16 protein-coding genes are annotated in these 19018 nt (G+C 61.4%); 4 read left to right on the forward strand and 12 right to left on the reverse strand.

From position 1 onward, the window contains the following. Window positions 1–178: 178 nt before the first annotated feature. Window positions 179–1132 (reverse strand): LysR family transcriptional regulator, encoded by a 954-nt coding sequence (locus HCF10_RS26630; RefSeq protein WP_167656738.1) that lies wholly within the window; start codon window positions 1130–1132, stop codon window positions 179–181. Window positions 1133–1269: 137 nt separating this feature from the next. On the opposite strand from HCF10_RS26630, the gene HCF10_RS26635 reads away from it, so the two are divergent. Continuing rightward, window positions 1270–1680, forward strand: coding sequence for a RidA family protein (locus tag HCF10_RS26635; protein ID WP_145337737.1), 411 nt, complete (start codon window positions 1270–1272; stop codon window positions 1678–1680). On the opposite strand, the gene HCF10_RS26640 is transcribed toward HCF10_RS26635, so the two are convergent. After that, entirely contained in the window at window positions 1677–2036 is a 360-nt protein-coding gene (locus HCF10_RS26640; RefSeq protein ID WP_167656739.1) for a VOC family protein, read from the reverse strand. The two genes, HCF10_RS26635 and HCF10_RS26640, sit on opposite strands and share 4 nt — an antisense overlap. Before the next feature lie 103 nt (window positions 2037–2139). On the opposite strand from HCF10_RS26640, the gene HCF10_RS26645 reads away from it, so the two are divergent. Further along, window positions 2140–2883, forward strand: a complete 744-nt coding sequence (locus tag HCF10_RS26645; protein ID WP_167656740.1) for a class I SAM-dependent DNA methyltransferase — start codon at window positions 2140–2142, stop codon at window positions 2881–2883. 17 nt (window positions 2884–2900) lie between these two features. Here the strand turns inward: HCF10_RS26645 and HCF10_RS26650 are convergent, their stop codons facing one another. From HCF10_RS26650 to HCF10_RS26660, 3 genes are all read right to left on the reverse strand, one after another. Continuing rightward, a complete protein-coding gene (locus HCF10_RS26650) occupies window positions 2901–4394 on the reverse strand; it encodes a methyl-accepting chemotaxis protein (protein WP_167656741.1) in 1494 nt (497 codons plus the stop codon). A gap of 167 nt (window positions 4395–4561) precedes the next feature. Then, window positions 4562–6721: a TonB-dependent siderophore receptor gene (locus tag HCF10_RS26655; protein ID WP_167656742.1), complete on the reverse strand. Its 2160-nt coding sequence runs from the start codon at window positions 6719–6721 to the stop codon at window positions 4562–4564. A 184-nt stretch (window positions 6722–6905) separates the two neighbouring features. After that, window positions 6906–7397, reverse strand: coding sequence for an Lrp/AsnC family transcriptional regulator (locus HCF10_RS26660; protein ID WP_131696139.1), 492 nt, complete (start codon window positions 7395–7397; stop codon window positions 6906–6908). 121 nt (window positions 7398–7518) lie between these two features. Between HCF10_RS26660 and HCF10_RS26665 the strand changes: the two genes are divergently transcribed. Continuing rightward, window positions 7519–8553 carry a histone deacetylase family protein gene (locus HCF10_RS26665; RefSeq protein ID WP_131696140.1) on the forward strand — a complete coding sequence of 345 codons (1035 nt, stop codon included), beginning with the start codon at window positions 7519–7521 and terminating at the stop codon, window positions 8551–8553. Between the two features lie 67 nt (window positions 8554–8620). Further along, the gene (locus HCF10_RS26670; protein ID WP_167656743.1) at window positions 8621–10027 is read left to right on the forward strand and encodes an amino acid permease; all 1407 of its coding nucleotides are present in this window, start codon (window positions 8621–8623) and stop codon (window positions 10025–10027) included. On the opposite strand, the gene HCF10_RS26675 is transcribed toward HCF10_RS26670, so the two are convergent. From HCF10_RS26675 to glgX, 7 genes are all read right to left on the reverse strand, one after another. Next, window positions 10028–12571: an autotransporter family protein gene (locus tag HCF10_RS26675; RefSeq protein WP_167656744.1), complete on the reverse strand. Its 2544-nt coding sequence runs from the start codon at window positions 12569–12571 to the stop codon at window positions 10028–10030. A 247-nt stretch (window positions 12572–12818) separates the two neighbouring features. Then, window positions 12819–13580, reverse strand: coding sequence for a PIG-L deacetylase family protein (locus HCF10_RS26680; protein WP_131696143.1), 762 nt, complete (start codon window positions 13578–13580; stop codon window positions 12819–12821). Window positions 13581–13757: 177 nt separating this feature from the next. Next, complete coding sequence (locus HCF10_RS26685) at window positions 13758–14417, reverse strand: glycosyltransferase (protein ID WP_131696144.1); 660 nt, start codon at window positions 14415–14417, stop codon at window positions 13758–13760. Next, on the reverse strand, window positions 14414–15013 hold the full coding sequence (locus HCF10_RS26690; protein WP_167656745.1) for an SAM-dependent methyltransferase: 600 nt from the start codon (window positions 15011–15013) through the stop codon (window positions 14414–14416). The genes HCF10_RS26685 and HCF10_RS26690 overlap by 4 nt, the downstream gene beginning before the upstream one ends. Next, entirely contained in the window at window positions 15010–15768 is a 759-nt protein-coding gene (locus tag HCF10_RS26695) for a PIG-L deacetylase family protein (RefSeq protein WP_131696146.1), read from the reverse strand. The genes HCF10_RS26690 and HCF10_RS26695 overlap by 4 nt, the downstream gene beginning before the upstream one ends. After that, the gene (locus HCF10_RS26700) at window positions 15765–16763 is read right to left on the reverse strand and encodes an acyl-CoA dehydrogenase family protein (RefSeq protein WP_167656746.1); all 999 of its coding nucleotides are present in this window, start codon (window positions 16761–16763) and stop codon (window positions 15765–15767) included. The genes HCF10_RS26695 and HCF10_RS26700 overlap by 4 nt, the downstream gene beginning before the upstream one ends. Before the next feature lies 1 nt (window position 16764). Then, window positions 16765–18924 (reverse strand): glycogen debranching protein GlgX, encoded by a 2160-nt coding sequence (gene glgX, locus HCF10_RS26705; protein ID WP_131696148.1) that lies wholly within the window; start codon window positions 18922–18924, stop codon window positions 16765–16767. Between the last annotated feature and the right edge of the window lie 94 nt (window positions 18925–19018).

Consider the following 19018-nt stretch of genomic DNA (forward strand, 5'->3'; position numbering starts at 1 on the left):
ACTGTCCAGGGACGATCAAGGCAAGGGCGCTGGGGTCACGGTGTACCAGCCCGGTGGGGTTTTGGCACACACCTGAGGTTTCAGCGGCGTTCAACGGTGATGTCGGCCTGGGTGGAAAGTTGGCGGACGGCAATCACGCAGCCGGCCTTGAACGTACTGAGTTTTATCACTTGAAGCTTCATTTGGTGGCCGCAACCATACTATGAAGGGGATGTACTCGCCCACTGACAGGCGCATGCACGGCCATCAACTCAGCCACCCATTCGATAAACACGCGCAGCTTGAGGCTGATATGCCGGTTTGGCGGAAAGGCCACGTAAAGCGGCATCGGATCGAGGGTCCAGTCTTCGAACAAGGGCACTAATTCACCCCGGTCCGCGAAGGCTTTTGACATGTACGTGGGCAGCCACAGCACCCCAAGACCAGCCAGGCCTGCGGCAAGGTAGGCGTTGCCGTCGTCGACCGCCAGGGCGTAGCGGCCCTTGATCTGGAGAGTTTCAAGGTGCTTGCGCATCGCATAGGGCAAGGGCTTGCCGGTGCGGGCCCAGAGGAAACCGACGATACGGTGGTTGGAGTCTTCCAGTTCCTGTGGGTGAGCGGGCGTACCTACGCGTGCCAGGTAGCTCGGCGCCGCAAAAACGCCGAGGGGAAGGTCGCCTACCCGGCGCGCCATTAGGGATTGATCGGTGAGTTCGCCGCCGCGCACCACACAATCGACGTTCTCATCGATCATGTTGACGATACGGTCGCTGACGCCCATGTCGATCTGGATGTCCGGGTACCGGGCGTAAAACCCAGGCAATGCGGGCACGAGGATCATGCTGGCCAGTGGGCTCGGCACATCCACGCGCAGGCGGCCCCTGGGCAGCGTCGCCGCGCCGGACAGGCTGGTCTCGGCGTCGTCCATATCGGCCAGCAGTTGCAGCACGCGTTCGTAGTACACGGCGCCGTCGGCCGTGACGTTGACTTTGCGCGTGGTGCGGTTAAGCAATTTGACCCGCAGGCGTGCCTCCAACTGCTGCACCAGTTGCGTCACGCTGGTCTTGCTCATGTGCAGGGTCTCGGCGGCCTTGGTGAAGCTGCCGGCTTCCACCACGCGAGCAAATGCCTGCATTGCATCAAAACGGTCCATGACGGCCTCGGCGATCGATTGTTTGGGTTTCACAAACAGTGCTGGCTAAGGTTGCTGGTTTATCGCCCTGGCACAACCCCCTAGAGTCTGCCCATCGTTAATTGCGGGTCAATTTCGACCCTTTGATGGAGGCTTCCATGACGCAGCGTAATGTGGTTTTTCCGCCTGGACGCCAGGCGCTGTATGAGCGCAATCGCTATTCACCCGCCATCAAGTCCAATGGCTTTTTATTCGTGTCGGGGCAGGTCGGCAGCCATGAAGACGGCTCGCCCGAACCCGATCTGGAGGATCAGGTCCGTCTGGCGTTCAACAACCTGAATGCGATCCTGGGCGCTGCCGGTTGCACCTTTGACGATGTGATTGACGTGACGGTGTTTATCGTCGATCCCGAATCCAGGTTTGAGACGATCTGGAAGGTGGTGCCGGAGTTCTGGGGCGAAGCGCCACACCCGACGCTGACTGGCGTAGGGGTTACGTGGCTGTATGGGTACCAGTTTGAGATCAAGGTGATTGCCAAGCTTCCAGACCCGGGCCCCGCGAGCACTTAAGGGGCCGACGAGGTCCACACCGCCAGTTCATAACCATCCGGATCAATGAAGTGAAACCTGCTCCCGCCAGGGAACGAAAAGGTTTCCCGGCTGATCACGGCGCCGATGGATTTGAGCCGCTGCTGCGTGCCTTCAAGATCATCCGCGTAGAGGATCACCAACGGTCCACCCGGTCGAACGGGCTCTCCGGTAGTGAACCCGCCGGTCAGCCTGCCATCGCTGAACTCGGTGTAAGTGGGGCCGTAATCAACGAATACCCAGCCGAACACTGCGCCGTAAAAGGCTTTGCTGCGGGCGATGTCACCCACGTTGAACTCGATATTGTCGATCTGTCGGTCTTGACCGCGAACGCTCATGGTTGCCTCCTTGGCGGATGGTTGAGGTGCGAGTGTAGCGGTTTACGCCCAAGACTGGGTTACCATGCCGCCGCGAAATTCCCGCCGAACCCTCTGGCTACTTATGTCCTCCAACGCGCTGTACACCGACCTGTCCATCTACTACGACCTGATGTGCGCCGACATTGACTACCGCGCGCAAAGCCACAGCGTGCGCCGCCTGCACCAATTGTTCGGCAATGACGGGCGCCGCCATCTGGACCTTGCCTGTGGCACCGGGCCCCATGTGCGCCACTTCCTCGACTTCGGCTACCGCAGCGCCGGCCTGGACATCAGCCAACCGATGCTGGACCTCGCCCAACTGCGCTGCCCCGAAGCACAGTTCAGCCGCCAGGACATGGCCGGTTTCCAGGTGGACGAACCGCAAGACCTGATCACCTGCTTCCTGTACTCGACCCATTACAACCCCGGGCTGGCCCAACTGCGCGCCTGCTTCGCCAGCGTGCACGGCGCACTCGCAGACAACGGCGTGTTCTGCTTCAACGCGGTGGACAAGCTGCATATCGACAACCGCTTGCTCGTACGCCATAGCGTCGAGTTTGAAGGCAGCCACTTCACCTTCGGGTCCGGCTGGTATTACAGCGGAGAAGGGCAGCAGCAGGCGCTGCGCCTGAGCATCGAGAAGACCACGGCGGGGGTGACGGAGGCTTGGCAGGATGAGCATGCCATGGTTGCGCTGAGTTTTACTGAGTTGCAGGCACTGTTACAGCCGCACTTCGAGGTGCAGGTGTTCGAGCATGACTATGAGCGGATCACGCCCTGGGAGGGCGTGACCGGGAATGCGTTGTTTGTGTGTGTGAAGCGTTAATAAACTGCCGAAGAGTGCTAGTGATGAAACCTCCTTCCCAACGCATCCAACCGCACCGCAATCGGCGGCAACTGCTCGCTGCTCCTGGCCAGCATCTCCACCTCGTCAGCGGTGTTTTGAGCAATGCTCTGCACCGACTGCAACCGCCCCACAATCTCCAGGTTCGCCGAGGTCTGCTCGCGGGTAGTCATCACAATCCGCCCATTCAACTCGTCGATCTGGGTAATGTCGTTACCCACCGCTTGCAGCATTTCCACTGCCAGCTGACTGTCCTCCACACACCGTTCCACGCCCTGGCGGCTGTCGTGCATGGCTTCCACGGCCTGGCGGCTGCCTTGTTGCAGGCCTTCGATGATGGTTTTGATTTCTTGGGTGGAGACGGCGGTGCGTTGCGCCAGGTTGCGTACTTCGTCGGCGACGACCGCGAAGCCGCGGCCTTGTTCGCCGGCGCGGGCGGCTTCGATGGCGGCGTTGAGGGCGAGGAGGTTGGTCTGATTGGCGATGCTGCTGATGACTTCGAGCACGGAGCCGATTTGCTCGGTTTGCGTGGCCAGGCCTTGGACGGTCTGGTTGGTGCCTTCCAGGCGTGAGGCGAGTTGGGTGATTTCGTCCTGGGCGCGGCCGACGCTTTCCTGGCCGCGCAGGATTTGTTTGCTGGCTTTGCCGGCGTGTTCCACCGCTTGTTCGACATGCACGGCGATGTGGCCCATGGCGTCTTCCATGCGTTGCATCGAGCCGGTCATCTGGGTGATTTCCGCCAGTTGGTGCCGCGCTCCTTTTTCCAGGGTGCCGCTGGCGCTGGCCAGTTCCTGGCCCAGTTGGCCCAAGCCATGGGAGTCGCGGGCGACACCGTCGATCAGGTGGGTGAGTTGCTGCAGGAAGTGCTCGAAACGCCTTGCAAGGGACACGCGTACCTTGCCTTCACCCTGAGTGCTTTCTCCGGTGAACTGGGACGTGACGGCGAGCATCTTCTCGAGCATTTCCTGGCTCTCGACGGCTTCGGCCTGGCTGTGTACGGCGAGGTAGAGCAGGGCGACGGTTTCCATCACCACGTAGAAGGCGTGGACGAACACCATGGTCCAACCGCCGTGATGCGCCATCACGAATACCGGGAAGCCTTGATGTTGCAAGGCGTGGAACACCACGTGGTGCACGGCAATGGTGAGCGCCGCCACCAGGATCGGCAGCCAGTCTCGATAGAACGTCAGCACTGCCAGCAGCGCGAAAATCCCGAAATGCGCTTCGATCACGCCTTGTGCCTGGTTGATCTGCAGCGCTGCCATCACCATCAGGCCAGCGCCCAAGGCACAACGCATCACACGGGTGCCGCTGATGGCTCGATAGAGCGCGGAGAGCGCCACGCTGGTGCCACCACCCACGACTATGGCCTGGAGCAATGTGTCGTGCCAGAACGCCAGGCCGAGGGAGAACAGGAACATCAGCCAGATAAGTGCCAGCATGATGCGGTCGGCCTTGCGGTAGTGCTCGAAAAAACGCGTACGGGTGGGCATTCACACTTACTCCATGTGGTCTGGCCGAGACAAAGCGAGGGGCAGGGTGGAGCGAATCAGGTGTTTTTGGTTTTTATTGGATTCAGTGACGCCAAGCGTATATCGGCATCAGGGGACGGGACTTGAGGAACGGCTACCCGGGTCGGTAGCCGTTTATCGGGTGGCGGTCAGAAGCTGTACTTTGCCGTGACGCCAAAGCTGCGCGGGTTGCCGTAGGTGTCGGTAGAGCCCCAGATCGGGCTGGTGCCGATTGCCGAGTAGTAGGTGCGGTCAAAGATGTTGTTTACGTTCAACTGCAGGTCCAGGTGCTTGTTCACCTGGTAGCCGGCCATGACGTCCGCAACTGCATAGCTGCCTTGTTCCAGGCGATAGGTATTGCTATTGGCGAGGACCACATCGTTGTACATGCGGCTCTGCCAGTAGACGTTGCCACCGATGCGCAGTTTTTCCAGTGGGCCCTGGAAGCGGTAGGAAGTGGTGAGCTTGAACAGGCGCTCCGGGGTGTCGGTGTCGAAGCGCTGGTTGTCGTTGGCCGGCTTGGTGTCCTTGATGTAATGGGCACGGGTGTAGGTGAAACCGCCGCCGACTTGCCAGTTCTCGGTGAGCGCGCCTTGCAGTTCAAGGTCTATACCTTGGCTGCGTACCAGGCCCGAGGCTTCATAGCAGGCAGTGATCGGGCATCCGACCTGGCTGTCTGGCAGCGTTGCGCGGTTTTTCTGGTCGATCTGGAATACCGCCAGGCTGGCGTTGAGTGCGCCGTTGAAGTATTCGCCCTTAATACCGACTTCGTAGTTTTCGCCAACGATAGGTTCCAGCGGCTTGTCCGAAAAGTCTCGGCTTGTCTGCGGTGTGAAGATGTCGGTGTAGCTGGCGTAGACCGAATATTGATCATTCAGGTCGTAGATCACACCGGCGTAGCGCGTGAGGTTGCGGGTGACTTTGTAGTCGCCGTCGTCCTGACGGTCATCGTAGTCGTACCAATCCACGCGTGCACCGAGGATCACCTTGAGCGGATCTGCCAGGTTCAGGCGGGTGGTCAGGTATACGCCATCTTGAGTGGTGATGCTGTGGCCTTTGCCATCGCGTACGAAGTCCGGCTTTGCCCCATTGAGCGGGTAGTTGGTGTCGTAGGGGCTGTATTCCTTGGACGTCGCGTCGTAGATGCGCTTGCTGGTGCCGACGACCACCTCATGGGTGCGGCCAAAGGCTTCGACGGGGCCGCTGAAGAAGGTGTCCAGGCCGTACTGTTTGTCGTCCTGGTGGGATTGGTAGGCGGTGCGCGCAAGTGTGGTCTTGTAGCGCGACTGATAGGTACCGGTGAATACGCCGTCCAACTGTGACGACGAACCCGCGACGTGGAGCTTCCAGCCGTTGTCGAAGCGATGTTCGATGTCACCAAATACGGTGTCAATGGTCAGCTTCTTGTTTTCCCAGTCTGAGCCGGGGTTGGTGGAGCGGGGCAGGTTCAGGTGGTGGCCGTCGGTGCCGATGGGCAAGCCCCCCCAGAAGAAGTTGGTCTGGTCCTCTTGGCGCGAGAAGCCCAGGGTAGCGGTGGTGTTTTCGCTGAGGTCGGCTTCACCAATGGCGTAGAACAGGCCGTGGTCGCTTTCTTCCCCGTCGCGGAAACTGTTGGCGTCGCGGTAGGAGCCCACTACGCGGCCGCGCAAGGTGCCGCTGTCATTCAATGCATTGGAGGCGTCGAATTCGCCGCGATAATCATCCCAACTGCCGGCGGCACCGGTGATCGATACCTGCGGGGTGGCGGTGGGGCGCTTGCGCACAAAGTTGATCGCCGCGGAAGGGTTACCGGCGCCGGTGACCAGGCCTGTGGCGCCACGAATCACTTCCACACGGTCGAACATCGCCAGGTTGGGCTGCACGCTATTGGCGTAGCCGGAATAGGAGCTGGGGATACCATCGAACATCATGTTGTCGATGTCGAAGCCACGCGAGCTATACGTCTGCCGACCAGGGCCGCTGGATTGGCTGAGGAACAGGCCGGGGGTGTTCTTGACCACGTCGTTGACGCTGGTCATGGCCTGGTCGTCCATGCGCTGACGGGTGATGACCGTGACAGCCTGGGGCGTCTCGCGCATCGTCAGTGGGAGCTTGGTGGCGGTGGCCATCTTTCCGGTGGTGTATGACTGCGTACCTTCAGTGGTTTCGCCAAGCTGCTCTTCGCCAGAGATTTGCGTGGCACCCAGTTCAAGGATGGTGGGCGGCGCTTCGGTATCGACGGCGAAGGCCGCTTGTGAAGCAGCCAGACACACCGCCAACGCGATCAAACTGAGTGTAAAACCTTTACCGCCGTGTTGTTGCACAGACATGAACCGAACTCTCCCGACTACCGTTCTTGGCAAATAATAAATCTGTTGATAATTATTCGCATTAGTTTGGCAGGTTAAGCCTGCAAGAAAAAGCCTTTGGGGAGAATTAGTTAACGAATTTTTCACATGCTGAGGGCAGGCTTTTAGCCATCACCTGCCGTGTTCAATGTCTTCTTTAGCGCGTTCAATCGCGTTTTGGAATCGCCACCCGACTCGTCGCCTTCACCTCGCGCAACGCCAGGCTCGACTGGATCGACGCAATCCCCAGCTGCCGCCGCAGCACGCTCTCGACAAACTCGCTGTAGCTGTCCAGATCCTCCGCCAATACCTGCAACAGATAGTCCGCATCGCCAGTGATCTTGTGGCAAGACAGCACCTGAGGCAGCTCTTTGATCACCGCTTCAAACGCATCCGGCGCATGGTCGGTGTGGATCGCAAAACGCACGTGTACAAACGCCATGATGTCCAGGCCGAGCAGCTTGCGATCCAGGTTGGCCTGGTAGTCCTTGATCACACCTTCTTCTTCCAAGCGTTTGCGCCGGCGCCAGCAGGGGGTGAGGCTCAGGGACAGACGCTCGCTCAGTTGGGCGTTGGAAATACTCGCGTCTTCCTGCAGCAGGGCGAGGATGGCGAGATCGGTGTCGTCAAGAACGACCTGTTTGGTTTTATTTTTCATATTTGGCTATCGCGTGGGTAAAAACACCCGATAAAGCTATCAGCGTCAGAAGTAAAAGCAAAGAAAGCCCTGCGCTGCCAGAACAAAATAGACCCTGTCTTTTACTGGCGGATGTATCCAAATGCTGACTGTTTTTAGTGATGACCACCGTTTGCACCACGGCACCGAACTCAAGGACGGCGTGCTCAAGCCCTCATTCGAACAACCCAGCCGCGCCGACACCGTGCGTGACCGCGTCCGACACGTTGGGCTGGGCGATATCATCGTGCCGCGCAGCTTTGAGCGTGCCTGTTACGTCAACGCCCACAGCGAACGCTACGTCAGCTTCCTCGAAACCGCCTGGGCCGAATGGACCGCCATCGGCCGCAGCCATGACGCGCTGCCGCTGGTATGGCCGGTGCGCGACCTGGCCAATCAACAGGTGCCGGACTTTATCGACGGCAAGCTGGGCTTTTTCGCCATGGACGCCGGCTCGCCGATCACCGCCACCACCTGGCACGCCGTCAAGACCAGTGCAGATATTGCGCTCACCGGCCTCGCGCTGATCGACGAAGGCCACAACAGCGCCTTCGCCCTGTGCCGCCCACCGGGGCACCATGCGGCCCGCGAATACATGGGCGGCTATTGCTACCTCAACAACGCCGCGATTGCCGCGCAACAGGCCATCACCCAAGGCGCCAAGCGCGTCGCGGTACTGGATGTGGATTTCCACCACGGTAACGGTACGCAGAATATTTTCTACGACCGCCCGGATGTGCTGTTCATCTCCCTGCACGGCGAGCCTTCGGTGTCCTATCCGTATTTTTCCGGCGCCGCCAGCGAACGCGGCGCAGGTGCCGGGGAGGGCTTCAACCTTAATTACCCTTTGCCGAAAAACACCACGTGGGGTCAGTACAAAACCGCGCTGATCCACGCTTGCCAGCAACTGAAACACTTCGCCCCCGACGTGCTGGTGATCTCCCTCGGCGTCGACACCTTCAAGGACGACCCCATCAGCCACTTCCTGCTCGACAGCCAGGACTTCCTCAGCATGGGCGAGCTCATCGCCAGCGTCGGCGTCCCGACACTGTTCGTGATGGAAGGCGGCTACATGGTCGATGAGATCGGCATCAATGCCGTCAACGTCCTGCACGGCTTCGAAAGCAAGACCGCCTGAGCCAATAACAACACGCGCTCGATTCTTTTTTCTGCCAAAACTCAAAAACATAACAAGAGGTTTTGTGATGAAAACAACCACGTCCGGGTTTTGTGAAAAGCCTGCATTGCAACGCACCCTGAGCAACCGCCATATCCAGTTGATGGCCATGGGCGGTGCGATCGGCACCGGCCTGTTCATGGGCTCCGGCAAGATCATCGCGTTGTCCGGTACCTCGATCATCCTGATCTACATGATCATCGGGCTGTTCGTGTATTTCGTGATGCGCGCCATGGGTGAGCTGCTGCTGTCCAACCTCAACTTCAAGAGCTTCGCCGACTTTGCCGGCGCTTACCTGGGGCCGCGTGCGGCGTTCTTTCTCGGCTGGTCGTACTGGCTGAGCTGGAGCGTGGCGGTGGTGGGGGATGCGGTGGTGGTCGGCGGGTTTTTCCAGTACTGGTTCCCGCATGTGCCGGCGTGGATCCCGGCGGTGGGCATGCTGCTGACGCTGTTCGCGTTGAACGTGCTGACGGTAAAACTGTTCGGTGAAGTGGAGTTCTGGTTCGCGATCATCAAGATCATCGCGGTGCTGACCCTGATCGGTGTGAGTGTGGTGCTGATTGCCAGCTCGTTTGTCTCGCCCACTGGCGTCACGGCGTCCTTGAGCCACCTGCTGGATAAACAGGCGGCGTTTCCCAATGGCCTGTTCGGCTTTTTCGCCGGGTTCCAGATGGCGATCTTTTCCTTTGCCGGCACCGAACTGATCGGCACCGCAGCGGCTGAAACCCGTGCGCCGGAGAAGACCTTGCCCAAGGCGATCAACTCGATACCGCTGCGCATCATCCTGTTCTACGTGCTGGCCCTGGCGTGCATCATTGCGGTGACGTCGTGGCAACAGGTGTCGCCGAGCAAAAGTCCGTTCGTTGAGTTTTTTTTGGTAGCAGGCTTTCCGGCTGCGGCGGGGATCGTCAATTTCGTGGTGCTGACCTCGGCGGCATCGTCGGCCAACAGTGGAGTGTTTTCCGCCAGCCGCATGTTATTCGGCCTGGCAGACCTGGGGGACGCACCGGGTATCTTCGGTCGGCTGTCGAAAAGCAGCGTGCCGTTTATCAGCCTGGCATTTACCACGTTTTTGATGCTGCTCGGCCTGGCGCTGCTGTTTGTGGTGCCGGAGGTGATGACTGCCTTCACGATTGTGTCGACGGTGTCGGCGATCCTGGTGATTTTCACCTGGTCGACCATCCTCGCGTCCTATATCGCCTACCGTAAAAAACGCCCGGATCTGCACGCCAAATCCCTCTACAAGATGCCCGGCGGTGTGCCGATGGCCTGGTTTTCCCTGGCGTTCCTGGCCTTCGTGTTGTGCCTGCTGGCGTTGCGGCCGGATACACGCTTGGCGCTATGCGTAATGCCGGCCTGGTTTATCTGGCTGGACATTGCCTTTCAGTTTTCACGCTTCAAGGCGGCCGGGGTGGTCAATCCCGGTCATAGGTGATTAGAAATCCATTCTCAGGCCGACCGTGCCCTGGCGGCCGTTGAAGGTGTTGCTGTCCAGGTTGCGGTTGTAGCCCACCTCGGCGTACAGGCTGATGCCCGTGGCCACCTTCAGCGTGGCGCCGGCGCTCAGGTCCAGGGTGGTGGACTTCTGCTCAGTGTCGATTGCTGTCACGTCGTTGAAGGTGACGGTGTTCTGCCCGGCACTGGTGTGCCAGACATTCGCCCGTACGTAGGGTTGAAGCGGCATGCTGCGGACCTGATAGTCACCGCGCAGGCGTACACCCAGGCGGCTGGTGACGGTGGTGTCGGCGTCATAGGAGACGTCAGAGATCCCGTCGTTTTGCTTATCCAGTTTGGTCTTGCCGACGATCAGTTGCGCCTGGGGTTCAACCACCCAGTTACCCATCCCGGCAAACGGCCAGCCGACTTCGGCGGACGCCGTGACATTGTGCCCCCGGGTGTCCATCTTCACGCCACGATCCGACTCGTTATTGCCGTCGAAGCGGGTGCCCATCAAGACCAGGTCGAGGTAGGCCTGGTTGGCCCTGATCAGTGTCCAGTAAACCCCCAGGCTGTCCCCGCGCAAGGTGGTCTTGCCGGCGTCCTTGTCCTGCCAGCCACCGTTGAAGCCTTTGATATTGCCTTTGAGGGTGCTGTGGCCGACGAAGAACCCGCTGCGTTGGGTCAGGCCATTGTCGTAGGTGCTGGCGTACAGGTCGCTACCCACTTGGAAGCCGGTCACCGAACTGTCGAGCGACGGGCTGACCGTCCCGGTAAAACTCTGGCGCGTGCTATTACCGTAGGTCCGTCCCCAGCCCGACGTGAATGGGCCGGTGTGCAACTGTTGGCTTTGGTCACCCATACGCTGGTGGAAGGTGCCGAGCATGCCCTGCACGAGTTGCTGTGCGGCGGGAAACAATGCAGCGTAGATCGGCACTTCCGGACGATAAATAGGGATCGGTTCGGTCCCGGGATTGGGCGGCAGCGGTGGTTCACCGGGAACCGGGGTGGGTAACGGCACGATAATCACCGGGCCAGGCGGCACCACGGGGATCGTCGAGCGCAGGTAGTAGTTCTCCGCCGTACCGGCCGTTACGCCGCCCTTGAACAGGTAGTAGTCGAACGCCCCGGCGGACACCGGCCCGACCAGCGTAAACGCGTTACCGCTGCCAGAGGCGCCGTTGAGGGCCTGCACCACCTGGATGCCGTCCTGCAGGGTCGCCGCCCCCGCGCCGCCGAGGTTCGTGACGTTGAGGGCGGTGGTACCGGCGAGGGTGCCCTGGTTGATAATGAGTTTGTCGCTGGGGGAATCATCCGCACCCAAGGCGCTTTGCAGTGCAAGCCGCCCGTTGTCGCCGGTGTAATTGCCATTGATGGTCAGGGTGTCGCTGGTACGGGTGTTGCCGGTGGTCATGTTGAGGGTGCCGCTGTTAGTGACGTTCACCCATTGGCCAGCCGTAAATGGGTCGATCACCCCTGTGCCGATCAACAGTTCACTGGTCCCGTCGATGCTCAGGCTGCCGGTGCCGGTGGCGCTGTCACCCAGTTTCAGCGTTCCGCCCAGGGTCAGCTGCGACTGGTTGTCCAGACGAATGCTTTCCCAGTTGGGAAACAGGCCCGGATCGCCTGCCTTGGTATTGTCCAGTGTGAGCGTGTCGACACCCAGGCCGCCGTCGACCAATTGCGCCGCAGCCAGTTGGGCATTGACCAGGTTTTGCAGCACCGCAGTATCGTCACCCGCGCCCATCAGCACGAACGAGTGCAGGTTTCCGCCCGTCCAGCCGAACTCGTCGTTGCCAAAGCTGAGGAGTATCTGCCCGTTGACGTCGCCACCCGAGACGGTCACGACGTCGTTGCCACCGCTGACACTGATGTTGCCGCCGACAAAGGCCGTGCCCGAGATCAGGATGGTGTCGTTGCCGAAGCCGGCCACCAGGTTGCCGATGATCCTGCCACCCGACATATCGAACAGGTTGTTGTCGAGCTTCATGTCGACCCGGCCGATGCTGCCACCGCTCATCTTGGCCTGGTCGCCATCCTCGAAGGCTCCGGTGATGGTGCCGCCACTCATGTTGAAGGTATCCAGGCCATCGCCTTGGGCCAGTGAAGCAATGGTGCCGCCGCTCTGGGCGTAGCTGTCGACACCTGCGCCTTGGGTGACGGCGCCGGCCTGGCCGCCGCTGATCTGTGCCACATCCGCGCCCGAGCCCTGGCTTACGCTGCCGGTGATGCTGCCCAGATTCAGGCGGAAAATATTACTGCCATCGCCCTGGTTGAGGTTGCCGTCGATCCCGGCACTCGGCCCGTTCACATCCACCAGATCGTTGCCGGCGCCATAGGTCACATTCCCGGTAACTCGTCCCGTGGTGCTGATGTTCAGGGTGTTGTTGCCCGCGCTGTCGGTAAACCCCGGCGCCGTGCCGCTGTCGCAGGAAGAGAGGTCATCGCCGGCGGTGTTGCTGATGGTACACGCCCCGTAAGACGCGGGCGGCAACGTCGCCAAGGCAACCAGGTACAGCAGGGGCAAAGTCTGTGAGCGCATGATCCGTCCTCGCGAGAGGGGAGAGTTGCACCGATACCGGCAAAGGCAGGTGCAGGCCAGACCATGACAACGTGACGCGCGATACGGATCAGGGACGACGGGTTACCTGTTCGAAAACACCGGCCAATGCAAAGGGTTGGCATGGCTTTCTCGACTGCACCTCAAGCTGTGCAGCGCTTTTTGCACCATAGCCACACATCGTGCGGGGCGCCACTGTCAGAAATAACAGGTACAGACGAGTGGGCGATTACACAAACACAATTTCGTAAGGCTCGCGCATACGCTCCAGCAGCACCTGGGCCAATATCGGCGCCAGGCCAATCTGCGGGTCGCCCGCCAACTGGCTGGCATACGCATGGGCGGCGTGGAGCTTGCGCGCCACGGTCCAGGTGTCCAGGCGTACCTTGCGTGCCCGTTGCCAGGGGATCATCGCACCCTCGCGGGCGGGGCAGTGCCAGGCCCAGATCGGCAGTTCATACAGTTGCGCACCCACCAGGCTGCAGGCTTTGGCGCTGGCACGGCCGACGACGTCATGGTCGTCATTGCCGTCGTTGCGCCACGTGGTAAACACCACGTCGCCCGGTTGCAGGTAGCGCGCGATAAATTGGCTCAACTGCGGCTCGCGAGCGGCGAGGGCGTTGTCGCAGAAACCGCCGCGAATCCACTTCAGGCTGTGCAAGGGCATGCCCAGGCGGCGCAGCGCTTCGGCGCTTTCCTGGGGGCGCACCACACTCAGGCGTCTGGCCGGCCATACGCATGAGCCCGGGTGGCTGGCGCTGCCGTCAGTGATGGAGATCAGTTGCAGAGGGTGTTCCAGGGTGCTGAGCAATTGCAGTAGACCACCGCAGGCCACCACCTCGTCGCCGGGATGGGGCGCGATGATCACCACGCGCGCGCCGGCGGGCACCAGCGAAGCGGTAGAGATAGGCGGGATTTGCGCCAGCTGCGGTGCGCTGTTCCAGATTTGCGCGGGGCCGCGATGGCCTTCACTAAGAGAGGCAGGCTTCATGGGAATTACATCCTTGTCGGTTGATGCTGGGTCATGCCCCGTTGATGGGACGACTCTATTTATTCACCACAGACTCCGCCGTGGTGTGCGCATGGCAATCCAACCCTGAATTACCAGCAAGGCGTCATCAGCATAGACAAGGATTGGTCACTTTTACATTTTGCAATGTCGTTTTTTTCAAGACGCGCACATCAGGCTCTTCAAATAATCGCCGAACCCGCCTTGGGCACGGGCCTCCAGACGCGCGCTGGTGATGACTTGCGGGGCGTGGCTCCAGGCGATGGACGCACCGCAGCGCTCGAGGTCGCGCACCAATTGCACATCTTCGTGACAGGGCAGCGGTTCGAACCCTCCGGCGCGCACATACGCCCCGGCACTGATGCCCAGGTTGGCGCCGTGGATATGACGGTGACCGTCCCGGGCCTGGTATGCCTGCTGGTAACGGATCTGCGCCGCCGGCTCGAACCCTTCGCTCCAGGCGTCGACGGTCACCGTGCCGCACACCGCGTCGGCGCCCAATGCCAGCTGGGCTACCAGCCAATCGGGGGCCACGCGGCTGTCGGCGTCGGTGCACGAAATCCAGCGTGCGCCCTGGTTGAGCAGGTGCCGCGCGCCTACCCCGCGCACGTGGCCGACGTTACGTGCCTGGACTTCCAGGCGCTGCACCGGGAAACCCTCGGCAATCGCGGCACTGGCATCGCTGCAACTGTCGAGCACCACCAGGATCTGCACTGTTTCGCCCAGCAAGCCTGGGTGGCTGGCCGCGACCAATGCTGCCTCCAGGCAGCCGCCGAGCAACGCCTCTTCGTTATGTACCGGGATCAGAATGCCGATCATCGCAGGCCCTCGAGGGTGGCGACCGAAGTGCCGTCACGGCTCCACAGGTCGAGCAGGAAATCGTGTTCGTGGTGGGTGGCGACCAAGGGCATCGCCAGCCGCTCATGGAGCAGGGCATGCACCTGTTCGGCGGTTTGCGGGCAACCGTCGATAGCCGGGCGCCAGTGGCAGGCCAGCACCTGGCCATTGGCGGTGAGGCTGCTGAGGACGCGATCGATCAAGCGGCACAGGTCATCGCTGTCGAGGTAGTAGCACAGTTCGCTCAAGACGATCAGATCGAATTCGCCTGTCGGCCATTGCTCGGGCAGGCGGCTCTGCTCCAGCTGGGCATGGGCAAAGCCCAGCAAGCGGCTGCGTGCCAGGGCGACGGCGGCCGAGGCCGTGTCGCAACACAGCAGGTGGTCACAGCGCGGGGCCAGCTCGAAGCTCAATTCGCCATTGGCGCAGCCGGGTTCGAACACCGAGGCATAGCGCGGCCGAGTCAACAGCGCCAGGGTCAGCGCACGTTTGCGTCGCTCGTACCAGCGTTGTCGAAAGGCCCAGGGGTCGTCGTTACCGGCAAACAGTTGATCGAAATACGGCGTCGCCACACTCATACAAATACCACTTCAAAAGGTTGCAGCAGACGCTCCACCACATAGGGCGCCAGCACCGGCGGCAGTCCGATCTGCGGGTCACCCTCCAACTGGCTGGCGAACGCGTGGATGGCGTGGCGTTTACGCGCGACGGCTTCACAGCTCAGCGGGAGCTTGCGGGCGCGGTGCCAGGGCACCAGGCTGTTCTCGGGAGATGCCCAGTGCCAGGTCCACACCGGCAGCTCATAGAGGGCCGCACCCACCGCGTGCGCCGCCTTGGCGCTCGCGCGGCCAACGGCCTCGTGATCGCAATGGCCGTCTTCGCGCCAGGTGGTAAACACCACATCCGCGGGTTTGAGGTGGCGCTGGATGAAGGCGCTGAGCTGCTCTTCCCGCGCCGCCACCTGGCCGTCGCTGAAGCCGGCCCGCAACCATTTCAGGCTGTGCAACGGCACGCCGAGGCGATGCAGGGCCTGTGCCGACTCCTGCGGGCGTACCACGCTCAAGCGCTCCACCGACCAGTGTGTGGAACCGGGGTGACTGGCGCTGCCATCGGTGACCGAAATCAATTGAATGGGCCGGCCCAACTCGGCCAAGCCTTGCAACAGGCCGCCACAGCCCAACACTTCGTCATCCGGGTGCGGGGCGATGATCACCGCGCGGTGGCCCTCGGGTACCAGTTGTTCGACGCTGATCTGCGGCAGTTCGGCCATCAGCGCCGAGTCCTGCCAGCGGTGCAGTGGCGTGCCCTGGCCTACAATCGGGTTGGGTTTCATAATTGCCACCTGCCTGTGGGGTCCCCGGCGACCAGTTCGCCGAGGCCGGCCAGGTCGCGTTCGGCATGGCTCTGGCGGACATACACCGGCAGGTCCGCCATCAACTGGGCAAAGTGCGGATCCTTGCAGTACGGCCCTGCGCCCACAGCTCGGCCGACATGCCGCATGACCTGCTCGACGCTGTCCTCGATGCACGCGCGTACCTGCTGGGCCAGTTGCCGGGCGTCAGCCTTGGGTTCGCGGTCGATCTGCAGAGCGCTGGCGCGCAGCACACAGGCCGCGCCGTTCAGTGCACTGTCAACGGCGCCGAGGTGCGCGAGGGCATGGGGTTCCGGGCGCTTGCTGCAGTGATCGCGCAGCACCTCTGCCAGGCGTTGTGCCGCACCGTACCAGCAGGCGGCAATGCCAATGCCGCCTTGCCAGAACCCAGGGCGCGAGAGGTAGTCGCCGGGGCCGCCCACGGCAATGCCATGAGCGCCGTCAAAGACGACCTCGACGCTGCCAGTGGCGGCCATACCCACGGCATTCCAACCGTCGTTGGTGACAGTGATGCCCGGCTGATCCATCTGCACCGCCACCAATTGCTGGCTGCCTTGTTCATCCCAAGCCGTCAACAAACCATGGCTGACCACCGCCGCCCCGGAACACCAGGCTTTACGCCCGTCCAGGCGCAGGCGATGACCATCGCGGCGCACCTGCACTTTGGCGCTCGGCGGTTCTGCAGCCCACATGCCCCAGAGGCTGCCCAGGGGCGGCAGCGGGCTGTCGAGTTCGGCAATGATCGCCAATGCGTCGGTGTGGCCTTCGAACAGTTTGCATAAGCGCAGGTCATGGCCTGCCACTTGTGCAAGGCGGCTGAACCGCCCCAGTGTGTCGCCGCTGCCAGGCAGTGGCAACTGATCCAGGCCAACCTCCTGAAGTGCCCTCAGGGCCTTGCCCAGGTCCTGCGTGTCCGCATAGTCCTGGAAGCCTTGAAGGAATCCATGCAGTGCCATGTCACACCTCGTCGTCACGCTGCAGTTCGAACAGCAGCAGCGAGCGCCCGGTCACGCCGTACTCGTGGTCGAACTCAAAGCGTTCCTGGCCACGCACTGCTGGCTCGTTGGTGTCGAGCATGCAGGTCCAGAACTCACCCTCTGGCACCGGCGGCAGACGGAAATTGACCACGTCGTGGTGGGCGTTTACCACCAGCAACAGAGTGGCGTCGGCACCTGCACGGCGAATCCCGGTTTCCTGGGCGCGGCCATCCATCAGCATGCCCAGGCAACGGCCGTGGCTGTCTTCCCACTGTTCGGTGGTCATCTCGTTGCCGTCCGGCGACAACCAGGTGACGTCCTTGACGCCGATGTCTTCGTTGTAGTCGCCCACCAGGAAGCGTCCACGACGCAGGATCGGGTAGGCCAGGCGCAGCTTGATCAGGCGCTTGACGAACTTGAGCAACGCCTTGCCGTCATCGTCCAGTTCCCAGTTGACCCAGCCGATCTCGCTGTCCTGGCAGTAGGCGTTGTTGTTGCCGTGCTGGGTGCGGGCGAATTCATCTCCGGCCACGATCATCGGCGTGCCCTGGGCCAGCAGCAGCGTGGCAAAGAAGTTGCGCATCTGGCGCAGGCGCAGTGCGTTGATTTCCGGGTCGTCGGTCGGGCCTTCCACGCCGTGGTTCCAGGACAGGTTGTTGTTGCTGCCGTCCTGGTTGTTCTCGTCGTTGTCTTCGTTGTGCTTGTCGTTGTAAGACACCAGGTCATGCAGGGTGAAACCGTCGTGGGCGGTGATGAAATTCACCGAGCTGTAGGGGCGGCGGCCACGATGGTTGAACATCTCGCCCGAGGCGGTCATGCGCCCGGCGAAGTCTGCCAGTTGGCCGTCATCGCCTTTCCAGAAGGCACGTACGGTGTCGCGGAAACGGTCGTTCCATTCAACCCAGCCCGGTGGGAAGTTGCCCACCTGGTAGCCGCCGGGACCGCAGTCCCATGGCTCAGCGATCATTTTCAACTGGCGCAGCACCGGGTCCTGGCGGCAGGCCACGAGGAAACTGTGGCGCTCGTCAAAACCGTCGCGGTAGCGCCCAAGAATGGTCGCCAGGTCGAAGCGGAAGCCATCGACGTGCATTTCGGTAGCCCAGTAGCGCAGGGAGTCGGTAACCATTTGCAGCACGCAGGGGTGGCTCAGGTCCAGGGTGTTGCCGGTGCCGGAATCGTTGATGTAGAAGCGCTTGTCGTCGGGCATCAGCCGGTAGTACGAAGCGTTGTCGATGCCGCGCATGGACAGGGTCGGGCCCCGCTCGTTGCCCTCGGCGGTGTGGTTGTAGACCACGTCGAGGATCACTTCCAGCTTCTGCTCGTGCAGGTGCGCAACCATCTCCTTGAACTCGGCGATCTTGCCGCTGGCCAGGTAACGCGGGTCGGGGGCGAAGAACGCAATGCTGTTGTAGCCCCAGTAGTTGGTCATGCCTTTTTCCAGCAGATGCTGGTCGTTGACGAAGGCGTGTACCGGCAGCAATTCCACCGACGAGATGCCCAACTGGCGGATGTGCTTGAGCACGTCATCTTCCATCAACCCGGCACAGGTGCCGCGCACGTCTTCGCCCACCGAAGGGTGGCGCATGCTGATGCCGCGCAAGTGGGTTTCGTAAATGATCGTACGGTCCCATGGCACCCGCACCGGCTGGTCGTTGCCCCAGGTGTGCGCCGGGTCGATGACCTTGCACTTGGGCACGAACGGTGCGCTGTCACGCTCGTCGAAACTGAGGTCGTCATCCGGGTGGCCGATGGTGTAGCCGAACAGCGCTTCGGACCATTTGAGTTCGCCCACCAGCTGTTTGGCGTAGGGGTCGATCAGCAATTTGTTGTGGTTGAAACGATGACCATTGGCCGGATCATAAGCGCCGTACACACGGTAGCCGTAGATCAGCCCAGGGTGGGCGTCGGGCAAGTAACCGTGGAATATTTCGTCGGTGTATTCGGGCAATTCGATGCGCTCGAGTTCCACTTCGCCGGTGTCGTCGAACAGGCACAGTTCGACTTTCTCGGCGTTGGCCGAGAACAGCGCGAAGTTCACACCCAGGCCATCCCAGGTAGCGCCGAGGGGGAAGGGCAAACCTTCACGAATCCGCGACGGCTCGTTACCCGGCGTCGATGGGGTCTTATGGGGTTTGCTCATTGAGTTGCTCCTGCAAGGCTATTTTTTCGGGCCGAACGCGGCCCTGCTGACGTGTGTTCAGCGGATGAGAAGAAGAGTGAAGTCGCCTTTTGCC

Origin of the sequence: Pseudomonas sp. B14(2022) (assembly GCF_012030485.1) — a bacterium.
In the GTDB taxonomy this organism is placed as follows: Bacteria; Pseudomonadota; Gammaproteobacteria; order Pseudomonadales; family Pseudomonadaceae; genus Aquipseudomonas.

Excerpts from the sequence above, each read along its gene's own strand:
- HCF10_RS26630 (WP_167656738.1), bottom strand. The coding sequence starts at position 1,132 with ATGGACCGTTTTGATGCAATGCAGGCATTTGCTCGCGTGGTGGAAGCC.
- HCF10_RS26635 (WP_145337737.1), top strand. The coding sequence starts at position 1,270 with ATGACGCAGCGTAATGTGGTTTTTCCGCCTGGACGCCAGGCGCTGTAT.
- HCF10_RS26640 (WP_167656739.1), bottom strand. The coding sequence starts at position 2,036 with ATGAGCGTTCGCGGTCAAGACCGACAGATCGACAATATCGAGTTCAAC.
- HCF10_RS26645 (WP_167656740.1), top strand. The coding sequence starts at position 2,140 with ATGTCCTCCAACGCGCTGTACACCGACCTGTCCATCTACTACGACCTG.
- HCF10_RS26650 (WP_167656741.1), bottom strand. The coding sequence starts at position 4,394 with ATGCCCACCCGTACGCGTTTTTTCGAGCACTACCGCAAGGCCGACCGC.
- HCF10_RS26655 (WP_167656742.1), bottom strand. The coding sequence starts at position 6,721 with ATGTCTGTGCAACAACACGGCGGTAAAGGTTTTACACTCAGTTTGATC.
- HCF10_RS26660 (WP_131696139.1), bottom strand. The coding sequence starts at position 7,397 with ATGAAAAATAAAACCAAACAGGTCGTTCTTGACGACACCGATCTCGCC.
- HCF10_RS26665 (WP_131696140.1), top strand. The coding sequence starts at position 7,519 with ATGCTGACTGTTTTTAGTGATGACCACCGTTTGCACCACGGCACCGAA.
- HCF10_RS26670 (WP_167656743.1), top strand. The coding sequence starts at position 8,621 with ATGAAAACAACCACGTCCGGGTTTTGTGAAAAGCCTGCATTGCAACGC.
- HCF10_RS26675 (WP_167656744.1), bottom strand. The coding sequence starts at position 12,571 with ATGCGCTCACAGACTTTGCCCCTGCTGTACCTGGTTGCCTTGGCGACG.
- HCF10_RS26680 (WP_131696143.1), bottom strand. The coding sequence starts at position 13,580 with ATGAAGCCTGCCTCTCTTAGTGAAGGCCATCGCGGCCCCGCGCAAATC.
- HCF10_RS26685 (WP_131696144.1), bottom strand. The coding sequence starts at position 14,417 with ATGATCGGCATTCTGATCCCGGTACATAACGAAGAGGCGTTGCTCGGC.
- HCF10_RS26690 (WP_167656745.1), bottom strand. The coding sequence starts at position 15,013 with ATGAGTGTGGCGACGCCGTATTTCGATCAACTGTTTGCCGGTAACGAC.
- HCF10_RS26695 (WP_131696146.1), bottom strand. The coding sequence starts at position 15,768 with ATGAAACCCAACCCGATTGTAGGCCAGGGCACGCCACTGCACCGCTGG.
- HCF10_RS26700 (WP_167656746.1), bottom strand. The coding sequence starts at position 16,763 with ATGGCACTGCATGGATTCCTTCAAGGCTTCCAGGACTATGCGGACACG.
- glgX (WP_131696148.1), bottom strand. The coding sequence starts at position 18,924 with ATGAGCAAACCCCATAAGACCCCATCGACGCCGGGTAACGAGCCGTCG.